The sequence below is a fragment of the Amycolatopsis sp. GA6-003 genome (assembly GCF_046267895.1).
Taxonomy (GTDB): domain Bacteria; phylum Actinomycetota; class Actinomycetes; order Mycobacteriales; family Pseudonocardiaceae; genus Amycolatopsis.
Window position 1 is genome coordinate 3,848,955 of sequence record NZ_CP176499.1, and the last position, 13,839, is coordinate 3,862,793.

Genomic DNA, 13,839 nt, shown 5'->3' on the forward strand with positions numbered 1-13,839 from the left:
AGCCTTTCGTCGGGATCAGGTCTGGTCGCCCGGGAAGGCGGAACAGTCCGGCGGCTCCAGCGCGGCGGCCAGCCGGGCGAGGATCGGGCCCGCGGCGCGGACCTCCTCGGGCGAGAGGTGGTCGAACAGGAACGAACGCACCCGTTCGAGATGCCCGGGATAGGCGGCGGCCAGCTTCGCGTGCCCCAATTCGGTGAGCGTCGCGTGCGCGGCCCGCCGGTCCTGCGGGCACTTCACTTTCTTGACCAGGCCCCGGCGCACCATCGCCTCCACGACCCGGCTGATCCGGCTCAGCGACAGCGCCGTGGCCTGCGCCAGATCGGTGAGCCGCAGCCTGCCTTCGGGCGCCTCCGCCAGCGACACGAGCACGGTGTAATCCGTCAGCGAGACGCCGTTGTCGTGCGCGAACTGGTCCTCGAGAGCCCTCGGCAGGACTGTGACGAGGCGCATCAGCGGACGCCACACCGCCTCTTCTTCGCTGGTCAGCGGGGTTCTGGTCACCACAGAGGGGGAGTATATCCGACACTTGCTCGCGCAATCAGTTATTGTGGGCTACAGTGCTAGTTGAACACTCAACCAAGGACCCGAAGGAACGGAACACATGACCAGCGCGACCACCTACGCCCACCTGACCGGCACCTACACGATCGACGCCGCGCACAGCCGGATCGGCTTCGTCGCCCGCCACGCCATGGTCACCAAGGTCCGCGGCTCCTTCAACGAGTTCGAGGGCTCGTTCACCCTGGACGGCGAGAACCCGGCCAACTCGAGCGCGAACGTGACCATCCAGACCAAGAGCGTCGACACCCGCAACGCGGACCGCGACGGCCACCTGCGCAACAACGACTTCCTGTCGGTCGACCAGTTCCCGACCATCACCTTCTCCTCCACCGGCATCAAGCAGACCGGCGAGGACACCTTCGACGTGACCGGCGACCTGACCGTCAAGGGCATCACCAAGTCGGTCACCATCCCGTTCGAGTTCGGCGGCTCCGCGAAGGACCCGTTCGGCAACGACCGCGTCGGCTTCGAGGGCTCGACCACGATCAACCGCAGCGACTACGGCGTCACCTTCAACGCCGCACTCGAGACCGGCGGCGTGCTGGTGTCGGACAAGATCACCCTCGAGTTCGAGATCTCCGCGATCAAGAACGCCTGAACGAACAGCCGGTGAAGGGTTCCGACACCCTTCACCGGCTCAGCCGTCGAGCGCGGTGCCGTAAAGCCGCTCGACCGGGAGCCGGATCACGACGCGCCGCTCCTCCACCTGCTGCTTCAGGAACGCCTCCGCGTCCTCCGGAAGCATCGCGAGCAGCTCCCGCCCGACCGCGTCGCCGGGAACCTCGGTGACCGCGGAAACCTCCGCCTGCCCCTCAGCGACGGCGAACGACCAGACGTCACCGCCCTGGACGTGCAGCGTCGCGCGCGGGTTGCGGCGCAGGTGACCGACCTCGCTGCGGTCGGCCGTCGTGGAAAACCGCAGCATCCGGGCGTCGGGATCCCACCTGTACAGCATGGTCGTCAGATGCGGCTGACCGTTGCGTTTGATCGTGGCGAGCGTGCCGAACCGCTGCTGGCCGAGCAGCGCGGAAAGCGCTTCGTCAGACAGCTTCCGGGGCGCGGGTCCTTGACTCATACCCGTGCTCAACTCGCCGCCGCTCCGGCGAATTTCCCCCGGCTGCCCCTATTTCCCGCCACGCAACCCGGCGATCCCCACCTCGAGCGCGGCTTCGAGATGCTGCGGCTCTCCGGTAGTCAGCAGCATCAAGACCCCGCCCTGCACCCCGGCCAGCAGCGCCGACGCCGCCTGCTTCGGATCCAGCCCGGGCCGGACCTCCCCCGCCGCCCGCAGGTTCTCGATCCCCGCGGTCAGCTCGCCCAGCCACCGCCGCATCAGCTGCGTCACCACTGCCTGCGCCCCCGGCGTGTTGCGGCCGATCTGCGACATCACCACGTTCAGCGGACAGTGCCTGCCCTGCTCGGTGTAGTGCGCGAGCACCACCTGCTGCCAGGTCCGGAAATCGTCCCAGGTGCGCAGCGTGCCGAGCGCCGGCTGCTGCACCTCCAGCACCCGGTCCGCCTCCCAGCGCGCGACGGCCAGCAGCAGTTCTTCCTTGCCGTCCGGGAAGTAGTGGAACAGCTGGCTCTTGCTGGTCTTGGTGTGCGCGCGCACGTCGTCGAGCGTCGTCGCGAGCACGCCGCGGTCGCGGATCACCTCGGCCGCGCCCTCCACGATCCGCTGCCGCGTGGCCTCGCCCTTGCGCGTGAGCGTCATTCGCCCGCCTCCCGATTGGACCTGCCAGTCCACTCTATCCGGGAAGCTCAGAACGCGGTGCCTCCGTCGGACCAGGACGTCTCGCCGAAGTCCTCGTCGTCCACCGGCGCGCGGCGCGGTCGCGGCCGTTCCGGCTCTTGCCCGGCCTCAGGTTCCTCGACGGGCTCGGCTTCCGCCTCCGGCGCGCCGTTCGGCCAGACGCACGGCGACGTCGCGCCCAGATACAGCTTCCCGAGTTCGTTGGCCTGCAACGACATGTCGAAGCCGTCCCGCTCGTTGCGCGCGAAGACGTACTGGTCGGTGGGCCGCCGGTCGGTCAGCACGGTGAAGCCGTGCCCCTGCCACCACTTCACGACGGCGTCGAACTGCGCGGCGAAGGTGTCCGGTTCGAGGCCGGTCACCTCGTAGGTGGCGGAGATCTCGAACCGCCCGGCCGGACCGTGGTCGGTCGGATCGGTGCATTCGGAACGGTTGCGGGAGAACAGTTCCCGGCCGGCCGGCGCGGGCAGCACGGAGAACGCGCCGCGGACGTAGTCCTCGACCCGGTCGCGGGCTTCGGTTTCGGTGATCGTGGGGGTCATGGCTCCACCTCCTGGGGAGCAGGCTACGAGGGGAAGGGCGGCGAGGCAGGCCAGCGCGGCACGGCGCGCCGTCACGCCGGCAGCCCGGCGATGATCCGGCCGAAGCTGCGCAGCGACGGGTTGTTGTCCTCCCAGTATTGGCTGTGCGCGGCCCCGGACAGGCCGCCCTCGTACCACGGGCCCTTGTCTCCCGGCGCGGATGCGAAGACCTGGCCGCCGAATCCGTCGCCGGCCGGGCTCGGGCCGAGCGGATCGTGGCCGCCGACGCCGATGTTGGTGATCTTGATCAGGTCGTGTTCCGCGACCGTGGAGTGCACGTGCTGGGCGACCTGGTCCTGCGGGATGCCGTCGAGGTGCAACTGGTTCGCGTGTTCGACGCCGACGCCGGGACTGCCGACGAAGATCAGGTCATCGGCATTCAGCCCGCCGTCGCGAGCCGCGTGGCCGATCACCGTCGTGCCGTAGCTGTGGCCGAGCACGGTGTTGTGCGACGGCGCGCCTTCGTGCGAAGCTCGCAGGCCGTCCTCGAATTTCGCCAACGCGTCCTTGCCGCCGTCGGCGTATTTCTCGCTGGCGGCGTTCACTAGTTCGTCCGGCGCGTCGTAGCCGACCCAGGTAATCACTGACGTGGACGGCGAGCCCGCCATCGTCGCCGACTGCCACATTTTGTCCGACCGGCCGAGATCTCCGCCGATTTTGGCCAGTTCACTGCCGGTGCCGGGCACGTAGGTGGCGACATTCGCTGCGGTGTCTGGATTTCCGGCCGCGACCACCGCGGTGCCGTCGCCGCTGACGTCGAGCGAAATCAGGAATGCGGGCGGTTTGCCGTCGCCGGTGGCCGCGAGCCGGTCGCGGATCGCGGTGAGGCCGCGCAGCTGTGCGTCGCCGCCTTTGCGTTTGTCGATTTCCCGTTGCAGCACAACGCGATTCGCCGCGTCGCGGTCGACCACCGGGATGCCGTCGAGGTTGCGGATCAGATCGGGGTTGTCCCGCAGGATCGAGGACTGCGCAGAGTCGGACAGGCTGTCCCACCACGCCCGGTTCTCCGCCGGGGTGCCGTTCGGTTTCGGCTGGCTGCTGGTCGCCATCGCCAGCGCGACCATCCCGGCGCCACTGCTTTCGCCGTTGACCGCACGGTCGAGCACGACGGTGAGGTCAGCGTCGATTTCGGTGGCGTCGCGGAGAATCCGGCCGACGCGGTCGGCGACCTCGGCCTGCCGCTCGGGTTCCCCGCTGACCCCGCCGCCGTCGTCGATCCGCATTCCGTTGCGCGAGGCGAAATCGTCGACCTCGCGCACCGCCGAGCTGATTCGCTCGACCGCCAGCTGCGCGTCGTGCACCCCGCGCCGGACCGCCGACACGTCCGTGGTCAACTGGCGCAATTCCGCGGTCAGCGCAGTGCCTTTGGCGGTCGCCGCGTCGGCTGCGTCGCCTTGCCAGGCACCGAACTTCGTCATGGCGTCGGCGTCGTCGTTCGCCGCGGTGAGCCGGGCGGCCCGAACACCGAGCGCGTCGACTGCCGCGGCGAGGCCAGCCGGGTTCCAGCGCCGGACGTCTCCCCAGGTGATCATCGGCCGGCCGCCGCGATCTCGCCGGTCGCGTTCTGGTCGGCGCCGCGGTAACCGGCCGCGGCCTGGTCGAGGTTCCCCGCGTAGGCCTCGGTGCCGGCGGTCCACTTCGGAACGGCGCGACCCCAGGCTCCGGACAGGCGATCCGCCGCGGCCACGCTCGTGCCGCCGGCCAGCCCGACCCCGGCGAGCGCGCCCGCGAGGTCGGCCGCCCGCACGGCCGCCGCCGCCTCCCTTGCCCGTCCGGCCGCGGTCGCGACCTCCCCCGGAGCGACCTCGAAACCCGTTCCCATGCGCATCTCCCCCACCGCGGCGACCGGACGCCCCGTACGACGGTAGTCCCCGGCAGCCGGTTCCCCACAGTTCGAGCTTCCGGGGAACTCCTGACCCCAAGGCCCTGACCTGCGCAAACGCTCGCCTACCTTGTCCACATATGTGAACGCTAGTCACGTGACTGAATAGTTATCAGCCCGCGTCTTGCCCGCCGGTGACCAGCGTGTGACTGTGTACGGCGAAGTTCGTACCGGAGCTGGCCGGGCCGGCGCGCGGCGAGGAAAGGCGCCCCGCGGCGGCGGGTCCGGCCGGTTCCGCAGTGCTGGAGAAGTCCGGCAGTCCTTGTCCCCTCGACCCCCATTCGTCCGGCCAGGACGGCGCTGCCCTCGCGGGCAGCGGACCAGGACCGGCCGGCCATCCCGGAAAGAGACGGCTCGGCAATGACACAGACAGCCGCGGCGCGGCGGCCCATCGGCAGAACGACGCTGTATTTCTTCGGTGCCCTCGGCGGCATCCTGTTCGGGTACGACCTCGGGGTCATTTCCGGGGTGTTGCCGTTCATCGGGAAACTCTGGGGCCTGTCCGGCTGGGACAAGGGCGTCATCACCGCGAGCATTTCGATCGGTGCGATTCTCGGCGCGAGTTTCTCCTCCCGGCTCAACGAAAGGCTCGGCCGCCGCCGGACGATCATGACGGCCGCGGTCGTCGTCATCGCCGGCACGCTCGCGGCCACGTTTTCGCCGACGTTCGCGTTGCTGATCATTTCCCGGCTGGTGATCGGCGTCGGCATCGGATTGTCGTCTTCGACGGTCCCGACCTACCTGTCGGAACTCGCTCCGGCCCGGCTGCGCGGGGCGATGGGCGCGCTGAACCAGATCTTCATCGTGCTCGGCATCCTGATCGCGTTCCTGGTCAGCTACGGGCTCGGCAGTTCGGGCAACTGGCGGCTGATGTTCGCCGGTGCCATCGTGCCCGCGGTGATCCTGCTGGCGGGACTGGTGTTCCTGCCCGAAACGCCGCGCTGGCTCGTCGCGAACGGCCACGAGGAACAGGCGCGCGCGGTCCTGCTCAGCTCGCACGGCGGCGGCGTGAACGTCGACGAGGAGATCGGCACGATCCGCGAGGTGATCCGGCTCGACTCGGAATCGGCGAAGACCCGCTTCCGCGACCTGCTGACGCCGACCGTGCGGCCGATGCTCGTGGTGGCCCTGCTGCTCGCGATCGGCCAGCAGTTCAGCGGCGTGAACGCGGTCAACGCGTACTTCCCGACGATGCTGATCGGCCTCGGGTTCGCGACCCAGGCGGCGCTGCTGTCCGGCGTGCTGCTGGGCGTGACCAAATTCCTGTTCACCGCGTGGGTCGTGTTCGTGGTCGACCGGTGGGGCCGCAAGCCGCTGCTGCTGATCGGCAACGTGCTGATGGTCGTCACGCTGGTCGCGGCCGGGTTCATCGTGCTGGAGGTGCACGACACCGCGACCAAGGGCATCCTGATGCTGGTCGCGATGGTGCTGTACCTGGTCGGCTACGAACTGGGCTGGGGCGCGGTCGTGTGGGTCATGATGGCCGAGGTGTTCCCGCTGAAGGTGCGCGCCGCGGGCATGGGCGTGAGCAGCGTCGTGCTGTGGGCCGCGACCGGCATCATCAGCGCCGTGTTCCCGATCATCTCCGACCCGGGCGCGCTCGGCCTCGGCGGTTCGATGTTCCTGTTCGCGGGCATCAACGTGGTCCTGTTCTTCCTCACGAAGTGGCTCGTCCCGGAAACCAAGGGCCGGACGCTGGAGGAAATCGAACTCGACCTGCGCGGACGCACGCAGGCGAAGGCCCGCGCCTGATTTTCCTCTCGGGGTACCGCCGGGCGGCAGGGGTTTCCCTTGCCGCCCGGCGGTTTTTTCATCGCCCGAGCATCCGGTACCGCCGGGTGGCGAGCGGGAGGAACACCGCGGTCAGCACCGCGGGCCACCCCGTCGCGAGCAGCACCGAATGCTCCGCCGCCCAGCCGTTCGCCGCCCACGCGGGATTGCCCGCCAGCTCGCGCACCGCTCCAGCGGTCGCGGTGAGCGGATTCCAGGTCGCGACCGCGCTCAGCCAGGCGGGCATGGTGTCCGGGGAAACGAAAACGCCGGAAAGGAATCCGACCGGCCACACCAGCACCTGCACCGAAACCGCCGATTCCGGCGTCTTCAGCAGCAGCCCGAGGTAAATCCCGACCCAGACGAAGGCGAACCGCAACCACAGCAGCAGCCCGACCGCGCCCAGCACCGACGCCTGCTGCGGACGCCAGCCCAGCGCCAGCCCGGCCCCCATCATCACGATCAGCCCGGCGGCCGCGCTGATCAGATCGGCGAGACAACGTCCGGTCAGCACCGCAAGCCCGCTGACCGGCATCGCGCGAATCCGCTCGGTCACGCCCTTCGAGGCGTCGGAGACCACCGCGAGAACGGTCGATTCCAACCCGAACAGCATGGTCATCGCGAGCATGCCGGGAATGAGGAAATCGATGTACGCGCCGTCCCGGATGGCCATCGCGCCGCCGAAAAGCTGGCCGAACATCACCACGATCAGGACCGGGAACAGCAACGTGACCGCGATCGAGACCGGACGCTGCTTCCAGTGCACCAGGATCCGCCGGGTCAGGACGGCGGTGTGGGTCAGCCAGGACACGTGCCCTGGCACTATGGCGGGGACGGTCATCGAACCTCCTCGGAAGCGTTGGCGGACAAGGCTTTTCCGGTCGTTCCCGCAGCCTCCGCCGGACGAGCGCGTCCGGTCAGATGCAGGAAAACCTCGTCCAGCGTCGGCTTGCGGACAACCGTCTCCACCCGATCCGGCCCGACCTTCGCCTTCAGCTCGTCCGGCGTGCCCGCGGCGACGACGCGCCCCGCGTCGAGGACCGCGATCCGGTCGGCGAGCTGGTCGGCTTCCTCCAGGTACTGCGTGGTCAGCAGCACCGTGGTGCCGCTGCCGGCCAGTGCGCGGACGTCCGCCCAGACGTCGAGGCGAGCTGCCGGATCGAGCCCGGTGGTCGGTTCGTCGAGGAAGAGCACCGCCGGGTTCAGCAGAAGCCCGGCGGCCAGGTCCAGCTTGCGCCGCATGCCGCCGGAGTAACCGGACACCGACCGGCCCGCCGCTTCGGCGAGACCGAACCGTTCGAGCAGTTCCGTCGCGCGCGCCCGGGCCGCCCGCGCCGGCAATCCGCCGAGCCTGCCGAACAGTTCGAGGTTCTGCCTGCCGGTCAGGATCTCGTCGACCGAGGCGTTCTGCCCGACCAGCCCGATCCGCCGCCGCACCTCGTCCGGTTCGGCGACCGCGTCGAAGCCCGCCACCCGCACCTCGCCCGCGTCCGGGCGCAGCAACGTGGTCAGAATCCGGACCGCGGTCGTCTTGCCCGCGCCGTTGGGACCGAGCAGCCCGCACACCGTCCCCGGCTCGACCCGCAGGTCGAACCCGTCCAGCGCGGCCCGCTCGCCGTACCGCTTCCGCACCCCGCTCGCCGCGAGGCCGCCTACTCCGTATGCCATACGAAGAAGGCTAGCACACCACTCCGTATTGCCTACGGAGTAAACTTCCTATGCTGGTCACGTGAGCACTGACGGCAACCCCGGCGATCCCGCCGCGACGATCGCGCTGCTGTGGGGCACCCGCCGGCTGCCGCGGCGCGGCCCGAAGCACGGACTGACCCCGGCCCGGATCGTCGACGCGGCGGTCGAGGTCGCCGACGCCGAACAGGACCTGGCGACCCTGTCGATGCGCCGGGTCGCCGAATCGCTGGGCGTCGGGACGATGTCGCTCTACACCTACGTTTCGTCGCGCACGGAACTGGTCGAAGCGATGGTCGACGCGGTCTACGGCGAAGCGGTGGCCGAACTGTCCGAAATAGACTGTGACGACTGGCGCGAGGGCCTCCGCCGCGTCGCCGCCGTCAACTGGGCGATGTACCTGCGGCATCCGTGGCTGCTGCAGGTCTTCACCGGCCGCCCGACGCTGGGCCCGCACGCGATCGCGAAGTACGACCTGGAGCTGGCGGTCATCGACGGCATCGGGCTGTCGGACGTCGAAATGGACTCGACGATCACCCTGCTGGCCAACCACGTGGAAGGCCTGGCGCGCCGCAAGGTCGAGGCCGCGCGCGTCGTGCGGCAAACCGGAATGACCGACCAGCAATGGTGGGCCGCGACCGCCCCCGCGCTGGCGGAGGTCTACGAACCGCGCCGCTTCCCGGTCGCGGATCGGGTCGGAGCCACCGCCGGGCAAACGCACCAGGCTCCGTACAGCGTCGACCACGAGTACGCGTTCGGGCTGGACCGCCTGATCGAAGGCATTGCCGCGCTGGTCAACCGATCCGCTGAGTAGCGTCCCGCTCCCTGCGCGGCGAACCCGGCGCCCTCAGGGAATCTGGGCCAAGTGGTCGGCGAGGATTTCTTCGAACGCGGCCCGTCGATCCGCCCCGAGGGGACGGACCTCGCGAGCGAAGTAGGCCAGCGCGGGAAAGCGTTCGGGATCCGCGCCGAGCACCGCGACGCGGAACTGCTCCAGCCCCTGTTCGAACTCCTCGGCAGTGATGGAGCTGATGCCAGCCTCGGCGGCGATCAGCGCGGCGATCAGGACCACGATGCGGTGGTACCGCACCGGGACCTGCTCGTCCGGCACCCCGGCCGCGCGCAGGGCCTGCAGCAATTCCTCCATGACCAACCGGGATCCGGTGCCGCCGGACGCGTAGCGGCCCCACACCGTGGCGAGCTGGGGCTGCTCCCCGAAGGCCTCGTGCAGGCGCAGGGCCAGCGCGGTGATCCGCTGTTTCCCGGTGCCTTCCGGACGGTAGCCGTCCATGGCGGCCAGCAGGATCCGGTCCGCGACCGCGCGCAGCAGTTCGGTTTTGTTGCGGAAGTGCCGGTAAAGGCTGGAGGGATCGGTCCCCAATGCCGCGGCGAGCTTGCGCACGCTGAACGAGTCGGCGTCGCTCGTGCGCAGCAGGTCTTCCGCGGTGTCCAGGATTTCGTCGGTCGACCATCGCCTGCGGCCAGTCATCTCGCCCCTCTCGTCCGGACCAGCATAACCTATGCACTTGCCGATGCACACACCGTGTGCATAATGAGGACAAGCCACTGGGGCACTACGACGCACCCGGCGTTCCAGCCGGGAGAAAAGACGGAACCATGAGTGAATCCATTGCTCCGGCGAGACCGCCGGAGCCGGACTTCTCGGTGATCACGCCCGAGGAACTGCTGGTCTACCGCGAAGCGGAGAACCGCTTCCGGGCTTCCAGCGCGGCATACCCGCTCATCGGGGAGCCGAGTCCCGACGCCGAGATCGAGTGGCGAGAGATCGCTCTGCCCGGCCGCGCCCTGCCGGTCCGGGTCTACCGGCCGAGGTCGGAAGCCGCCCTGCCATTGGTGGTCCATGTCCACGGAGGCGGCTTTGTCGGCACCGCGGCACAGTGCGATTGGACCAACAGCCACGCCGCCGCACGGCTTCCCGCCGTCGTGGTCTCGGTAGAACACCGCCTCCTCGTCCCCGACAGCCCCCTCGCGAACGCCGCCGACGACGGCTGGGACACGCTCCAACACCTGGTGCGGCACGCCGCGCAGTGGGGCGTCGACCCCACGCGCGTGGCCGTCTTCGGCGAGAGCTGCGGTGCGCTGATCAGCGCCCTAACTGCCGTCCGTGCCAAGGAAAATGGCCTGGAACTCAAGGCGCAGGTGCTGGTCAACCCGGTCGCCGACGTGACCGAGACGATGTTCGACTACCCCTCCATCGCCGAACACGCGTACCGCCCGAGCGGAGCCCTGCCGCTGCTGAAGCTCTTCCAGCGGCTCGCTGTCCCGCCGGGAGCTGACGCCAAGGTCGTCTCGCCGTTGCACACCACCGATTTGAGCGGCCTCGCCCCAGCGCTGGTGGTAGTGCCCACCCAAGACGTGGTCGCCGACCACGGCCGTCGCTACGCCGAACGGCTGCGCGAGGCGGGAACTTCCGTGCAGCTCTCCGAATACCCGGGCGCGAAACACGCGTTCCTCACCCTTCCCGGCGTGGAACCGCAGGCCGAAGCCGCACAGGCAGAAATCCTCGCGTTCCTCGGCGAGGCTCTGGCGAAGTGACGGAGGAACACATGCACCGCATCTCCCGGCTAGGTCTCGGCTGCATGAGCATGACCGGCTCCTACGGCCGCACCGACCCGCGCGAAGCCGCAGCCACCCTGCTCGAGGCCCTCGATTCAGGGGTCACCATGTTCGACACCGGTGACTTCTACGCCGACGGAGCCAACGAGGAACTCCTCGGCCGGACCCTCGCGCGGCACCGCGACCGTATCGTGCTGGCCACGAAAACCGGAGTCCGACGCACCGCCGAGGGCCTGGTGCCCGCCGGTTCGCCCGAGGACCTGCGGCGTGCCTGCGACGCGTCATTGCGCCGGCTGCGCACCGATCACGTCGACCTGTACTACCTCGCCCGCGTCGATCCGACCGTGCCGATCGAGGAGTCAGTGGGCGCCTTGGCCGACCTGGTCGCCCAAGGCAAAGCACGCCGCATCGGCTTGTCCGAAGTCTCGTCCGCCACTCTCCGCCGCGCCCACGCGGTCCATCCGATCAGCGCCGTCCAGACCGAATACTCGTTGTGGGAACGGCACGTCGAACGCGACATCCTGCCCGCTATCCGCAGCATCGACGCCATCCTGGTCGCCTACAGCCCGCTCGGCCGGGGCCTGCTCACCGGGGCCGTCCGCAGCACCACGCGCTACGAACCCGGTGACTTCCGTGCCACCGCTCCCCGCTACAACGGCGACGCACTCAAAGCCAACCTCGCCATTGTCGACGCCGTCACGCACCTCGCCGCCGCGAAAGGCGTTACGCCCGCGCAAATCGCGCTCGCCTGGCTTCTCGCCCGCGGCAACGACATCGTCCCGATCCCCGGCAGCTCCCGCCGCGCACACCTGCGCGACAACCTGGCCGCCCTCGACCTGCAGCTCACCGCAGCCGATCTTCGCGACATCGACGCCGCCGTCCCCGACACCGGAGCCGCCGGCGCCCGCTACGGCGAATCCGGCAGCGCCCTCATCGACCACCGCACTGACGAAAGAAAACCCTGATGGCACAACCATTCCGAGGACCGCTCGCCGCACTATACGCGGGCCTCGCGCTCACCGTCCTCGCGACAATCGCCGCCTACGTCGACCACAGCACCACCCACCTGCTGGCCGAGCACATCCAGGCTGGGTATCCCGCCTACTCGCAGAGCCAGATCGACTCGGCAGGCACCACTTATCTGGTCGTGTTGTCGGTCATCGGAGCATTCGGCGTGCTCGGCTGGCTCACCACGATCTGGGCCGTCAAGGCAGGCAAGCGATGGACTCGCCCCGCCGCGACCGTGCTGCTCGTGCTCGGCATCGGCACCGGACTGGCCGGATTGCTGACCAAGGACACCTCCGGCGCGACCGGCCTGCCGCCGGCACTGGGCTTGGCCGGGGTGATCCCTTGTCTGGCAGGCGTTCTCGCGGTTGTTTTGCTGTGGAGAGAAAGGAACTCGGCGTGAACCGACCCCACGCGTCCGTGCAGCACACCATCGGCATCATCGGCGTGGGCGAGATCGGCAAGGCCCTCGTCGAAGGCTTGCGCCACGAGGGCGGCGCTTCCCCGGCGATCTTCCTCTCTCCGCGGGGAACCCGCACCGCCGCCGAACTGTCCGAACGCTTCGAGGGCGTCCAGGTGTGCGCCGACAACCAGGAAGTGGTCGACCGGGCGGAGGTGGTGATCCTCGCCGTGCGCCGCCAGGACCACGCGGATGCGCTCGGCGAGCTGAAGGTGGACGACGGCAAGACCGTGGTCAGCCTGATCGCCGGAGTCTCCGTCGATGCCTTGCGCCGTAACCTCGGCACCGCTGCCCCGATAGTCCGCGCCATCCCGCTGCCCGCCGCACGCGAACGTCGATCCGTCACGGTGACCACGCCCGCACACCCAACGGTGGACGCTCTCTTCGACCAACTAGGCAGGTCGTTGCCGGTGGCCGACGAGGAGGCCTTCAACGTCTTCTCCGCCCTGACCGGAACCCTCACCGCCCACTACGCCTACCTCGCGACGCTCACCGCGTGGGCCACCAGCCACGGCATCCCCGCCGAGTCCGCCGAACGGTATGTGCGCGGCCTCTTCGAAAACGTCGGCCGCGCGCTGAACGACGAGAGCCGCTCCCTGGATCAGCTCGCCGCCGACCACGAGACCCCCAAGGGAAACAACGAGCGAATCCGCACGACGTGGTTCGATCCAGGCAATGCCAACGCTCTCAAGGAAGCCCTGGACGGTCTCCTCGCCGACCTGACCTAACGGCTTCCCGGGCGAGGCCGAGTGCCCGCGCCTAGTTGGGCGCACCGCTCGCAGGTGGGTGGCCGGGTGCGGGATGGGGCCTGGGCATAGTCCCGCCGCACCCGTTGCGAGGACAGGAGCCGACCACGGGCGACCACGGGCATTCGCAGGCGACCACGGTCGCCGCCGTTCGCGGGCGTTCGCGGGCGTTCGCGGGCGTTCGCGGGCGTTCGCGGGCGTTCGCGGGCGACGAATGCAATCACCGGTGTCAAAGCGGAAGCCAGCGCACCAGGCGAGGGAGGCTCTCCCCCCATACCTGGCCGCCAGACACTCCCGGCGGCCAGGCACCTGCCACCCTGCTCGAGCCGACTCCCGGCCACGCACCTGCTTTCCCGGCAGAACCACGAAGACCCCTCGCAAACAGCCAGTTCACCGCCCACTCCCGGCTAATCGCCCTGCGCGGGAAGCACGCACCCGACACCGGAGCCACGAGCATCACCATTCCGAAGCCGGACAATGACGTCTCGCCATTTCGCGCAAGCCCTCCGGACCACCGCGCAGCGTCCGGAGGACCACCGCAGTCGATCAATCCAGCAGCTCAGCCCTCAAAGCCAGACCACAACCTCCCACACCCTCACGCAAAGCCGCCCACACCACAGCGAACCCGCTGCAGTACCACCACACTCGATCAGCCCTGCAGCTCAACCCTCAAAACCAGATCACAACCTCCCACACCCTCACCCAAAGCCGCCCGAACCACAGCGAACCCGCCACACCACCACCACACTCAACCAACCCAGCAGCTCAACCCTCAAAACCAGACCACAACCTCCCACACCCTCACCCAAAGCCGCCCG

Annotated in this window: 16 protein-coding genes; 7 read left to right on the forward strand and 9 right to left on the reverse strand. The window is 69.2% G+C overall.

The genetic code is table 11. The features are described 5' to 3' along the window. Positions 1–15: 15 nt before the first annotated feature. Positions 16–504, reverse strand: coding sequence for a MarR family winged helix-turn-helix transcriptional regulator (locus F9C12_RS16825; protein ID WP_409466520.1), 489 nt, complete (start codon positions 502–504; stop codon positions 16–18). Positions 505–601: 97 nt separating this feature from the next. Between F9C12_RS16825 and F9C12_RS16830 the strand changes: the two genes are divergently transcribed. Then, entirely contained in the window at positions 602–1,159 is a 558-nt protein-coding gene (locus tag F9C12_RS16830; RefSeq protein ID WP_409466521.1) for a YceI family protein, read from the forward strand. Between the two features lie 39 nt (positions 1,160–1,198). On the opposite strand, the gene F9C12_RS16835 is transcribed toward F9C12_RS16830, so the two are convergent. The 5 genes from F9C12_RS16835 to F9C12_RS16855 form a co-directional block, all read right to left on the reverse strand. After that, complete coding sequence (locus F9C12_RS16835; RefSeq protein ID WP_409466522.1) at positions 1,199–1,636, reverse strand: pyridoxamine 5'-phosphate oxidase family protein; 438 nt, start codon at positions 1,634–1,636, stop codon at positions 1,199–1,201. 48 nt (positions 1,637–1,684) lie between these two features. Beyond that, the gene (locus F9C12_RS16840; protein ID WP_409466523.1) at positions 1,685–2,275 is read right to left on the reverse strand and encodes a TetR/AcrR family transcriptional regulator; all 591 of its coding nucleotides are present in this window, start codon (positions 2,273–2,275) and stop codon (positions 1,685–1,687) included. 47 nt (positions 2,276–2,322) lie between these two features. After that, positions 2,323–2,856: a hypothetical protein gene (locus F9C12_RS16845; protein WP_409466524.1), complete on the reverse strand. Its 534-nt coding sequence runs from the start codon at positions 2,854–2,856 to the stop codon at positions 2,323–2,325. A 71-nt stretch (positions 2,857–2,927) separates the two neighbouring features. Further along, the gene (locus F9C12_RS16850) at positions 2,928–4,427 is read right to left on the reverse strand and encodes an alpha/beta hydrolase (protein ID WP_409466525.1); all 1,500 of its coding nucleotides are present in this window, start codon (positions 4,425–4,427) and stop codon (positions 2,928–2,930) included. After that, positions 4,424–4,717 (reverse strand): hypothetical protein, encoded by a 294-nt coding sequence (locus F9C12_RS16855; RefSeq protein ID WP_409466526.1) that lies wholly within the window; start codon positions 4,715–4,717, stop codon positions 4,424–4,426. The genes F9C12_RS16850 and F9C12_RS16855 overlap by 4 nt, the downstream gene beginning before the upstream one ends. Positions 4,718–5,137: 420 nt before the next feature. Here F9C12_RS16855 and F9C12_RS16860 point away from each other — a divergent pair, with 420 nt between their 5' ends. Further along, positions 5,138–6,529, forward strand: coding sequence for a sugar porter family MFS transporter (locus tag F9C12_RS16860; RefSeq protein WP_409466527.1), 1,392 nt, complete (start codon positions 5,138–5,140; stop codon positions 6,527–6,529). Between the two features lie 58 nt (positions 6,530–6,587). On the opposite strand, the gene F9C12_RS16865 is transcribed toward F9C12_RS16860, so the two are convergent. Continuing rightward, the gene (locus F9C12_RS16865; RefSeq protein WP_409466528.1) at positions 6,588–7,388 is read right to left on the reverse strand and encodes an ABC transporter permease; all 801 of its coding nucleotides are present in this window, start codon (positions 7,386–7,388) and stop codon (positions 6,588–6,590) included. Continuing rightward, positions 7,385–8,215, reverse strand: coding sequence for an ABC transporter ATP-binding protein (locus F9C12_RS16870; protein ID WP_409466529.1), 831 nt, complete (start codon positions 8,213–8,215; stop codon positions 7,385–7,387). The genes F9C12_RS16865 and F9C12_RS16870 overlap by 4 nt, the downstream gene beginning before the upstream one ends. 61 nt (positions 8,216–8,276) lie before the next feature. Between F9C12_RS16870 and F9C12_RS16875 the strand changes: the two genes are divergently transcribed. Further along, positions 8,277–9,047, forward strand: a complete 771-nt coding sequence (locus F9C12_RS16875) for a TetR/AcrR family transcriptional regulator (protein ID WP_409466530.1) — start codon at positions 8,277–8,279, stop codon at positions 9,045–9,047. A gap of 33 nt (positions 9,048–9,080) precedes the next feature. Here F9C12_RS16875 and F9C12_RS16880 read toward each other — a convergent pair whose 3' ends face one another. Then, positions 9,081–9,722: a TetR/AcrR family transcriptional regulator gene (locus F9C12_RS16880; RefSeq protein ID WP_409182925.1), complete on the reverse strand. Its 642-nt coding sequence runs from the start codon at positions 9,720–9,722 to the stop codon at positions 9,081–9,083. Between the two features lie 128 nt (positions 9,723–9,850). Here F9C12_RS16880 and F9C12_RS16885 point away from each other — a divergent pair, with 128 nt between their 5' ends. The 4 genes from F9C12_RS16885 to F9C12_RS16900 are packed head-to-tail and all read left to right on the forward strand — an operon-like array spanning position 9,851 to position 13,003. Then, entirely contained in the window at positions 9,851–10,789 is a 939-nt protein-coding gene (locus F9C12_RS16885) for an alpha/beta hydrolase (RefSeq protein ID WP_409466531.1), read from the forward strand. An 11-nt stretch (positions 10,790–10,800) separates the two neighbouring features. After that, positions 10,801–11,775, forward strand: coding sequence for an aldo/keto reductase (locus F9C12_RS16890; RefSeq protein ID WP_409466532.1), 975 nt, complete (start codon positions 10,801–10,803; stop codon positions 11,773–11,775). Next, positions 11,775–12,218, forward strand: coding sequence for a hypothetical protein (locus F9C12_RS16895; RefSeq protein ID WP_409466533.1), 444 nt, complete (start codon positions 11,775–11,777; stop codon positions 12,216–12,218). Before F9C12_RS16890 ends, F9C12_RS16895 begins: the two co-directional genes overlap by 1 nt. Next, a complete protein-coding gene (locus F9C12_RS16900; protein WP_409466534.1) occupies positions 12,215–13,003 on the forward strand; it encodes an NAD(P)-binding domain-containing protein in 789 nt (262 codons plus the stop codon). The genes F9C12_RS16895 and F9C12_RS16900 overlap by 4 nt, the downstream gene beginning before the upstream one ends. Positions 13,004–13,839 lie beyond the last annotated feature (836 nt).

Bases quoted from the DNA above. Each gene is read 5' to 3' on its own strand.
- F9C12_RS16865 (WP_409466528.1), bottom strand. From the start codon at position 7,388: ATGACCGTCCCCGCCATAGTGCCAGGGCACGTGTCCTGGCTGACCCAC.
- F9C12_RS16840 (WP_409466523.1), bottom strand. From the start codon at position 2,275: ATGACGCTCACGCGCAAGGGCGAGGCCACGCGGCAGCGGATCGTGGAG.
- F9C12_RS16870 (WP_409466529.1), bottom strand. From the start codon at position 8,215: ATGGCATACGGAGTAGGCGGCCTCGCGGCGAGCGGGGTGCGGAAGCGG.
- F9C12_RS16845 (WP_409466524.1), bottom strand. From the start codon at position 2,856: ATGACCCCCACGATCACCGAAACCGAAGCCCGCGACCGGGTCGAGGAC.
- F9C12_RS16890 (WP_409466532.1), top strand. From the start codon at position 10,801: ATGCACCGCATCTCCCGGCTAGGTCTCGGCTGCATGAGCATGACCGGC.
- F9C12_RS16880 (WP_409182925.1), bottom strand. From the start codon at position 9,722: ATGACTGGCCGCAGGCGATGGTCGACCGACGAAATCCTGGACACCGCG.
- F9C12_RS16855 (WP_409466526.1), bottom strand. From the start codon at position 4,717: ATGGGAACGGGTTTCGAGGTCGCTCCGGGGGAGGTCGCGACCGCGGCC.
- F9C12_RS16850 (WP_409466525.1), bottom strand. From the start codon at position 4,427: ATGATCACCTGGGGAGACGTCCGGCGCTGGAACCCGGCTGGCCTCGCC.
- F9C12_RS16835 (WP_409466522.1), bottom strand. From the start codon at position 1,636: ATGAGTCAAGGACCCGCGCCCCGGAAGCTGTCTGACGAAGCGCTTTCC.
- F9C12_RS16860 (WP_409466527.1), top strand. From the start codon at position 5,138: ATGACACAGACAGCCGCGGCGCGGCGGCCCATCGGCAGAACGACGCTG.
- F9C12_RS16885 (WP_409466531.1), top strand. From the start codon at position 9,851: ATGAGTGAATCCATTGCTCCGGCGAGACCGCCGGAGCCGGACTTCTCG.
- F9C12_RS16830 (WP_409466521.1), top strand. From the start codon at position 602: ATGACCAGCGCGACCACCTACGCCCACCTGACCGGCACCTACACGATC.
- F9C12_RS16895 (WP_409466533.1), top strand. From the start codon at position 11,775: ATGGCACAACCATTCCGAGGACCGCTCGCCGCACTATACGCGGGCCTC.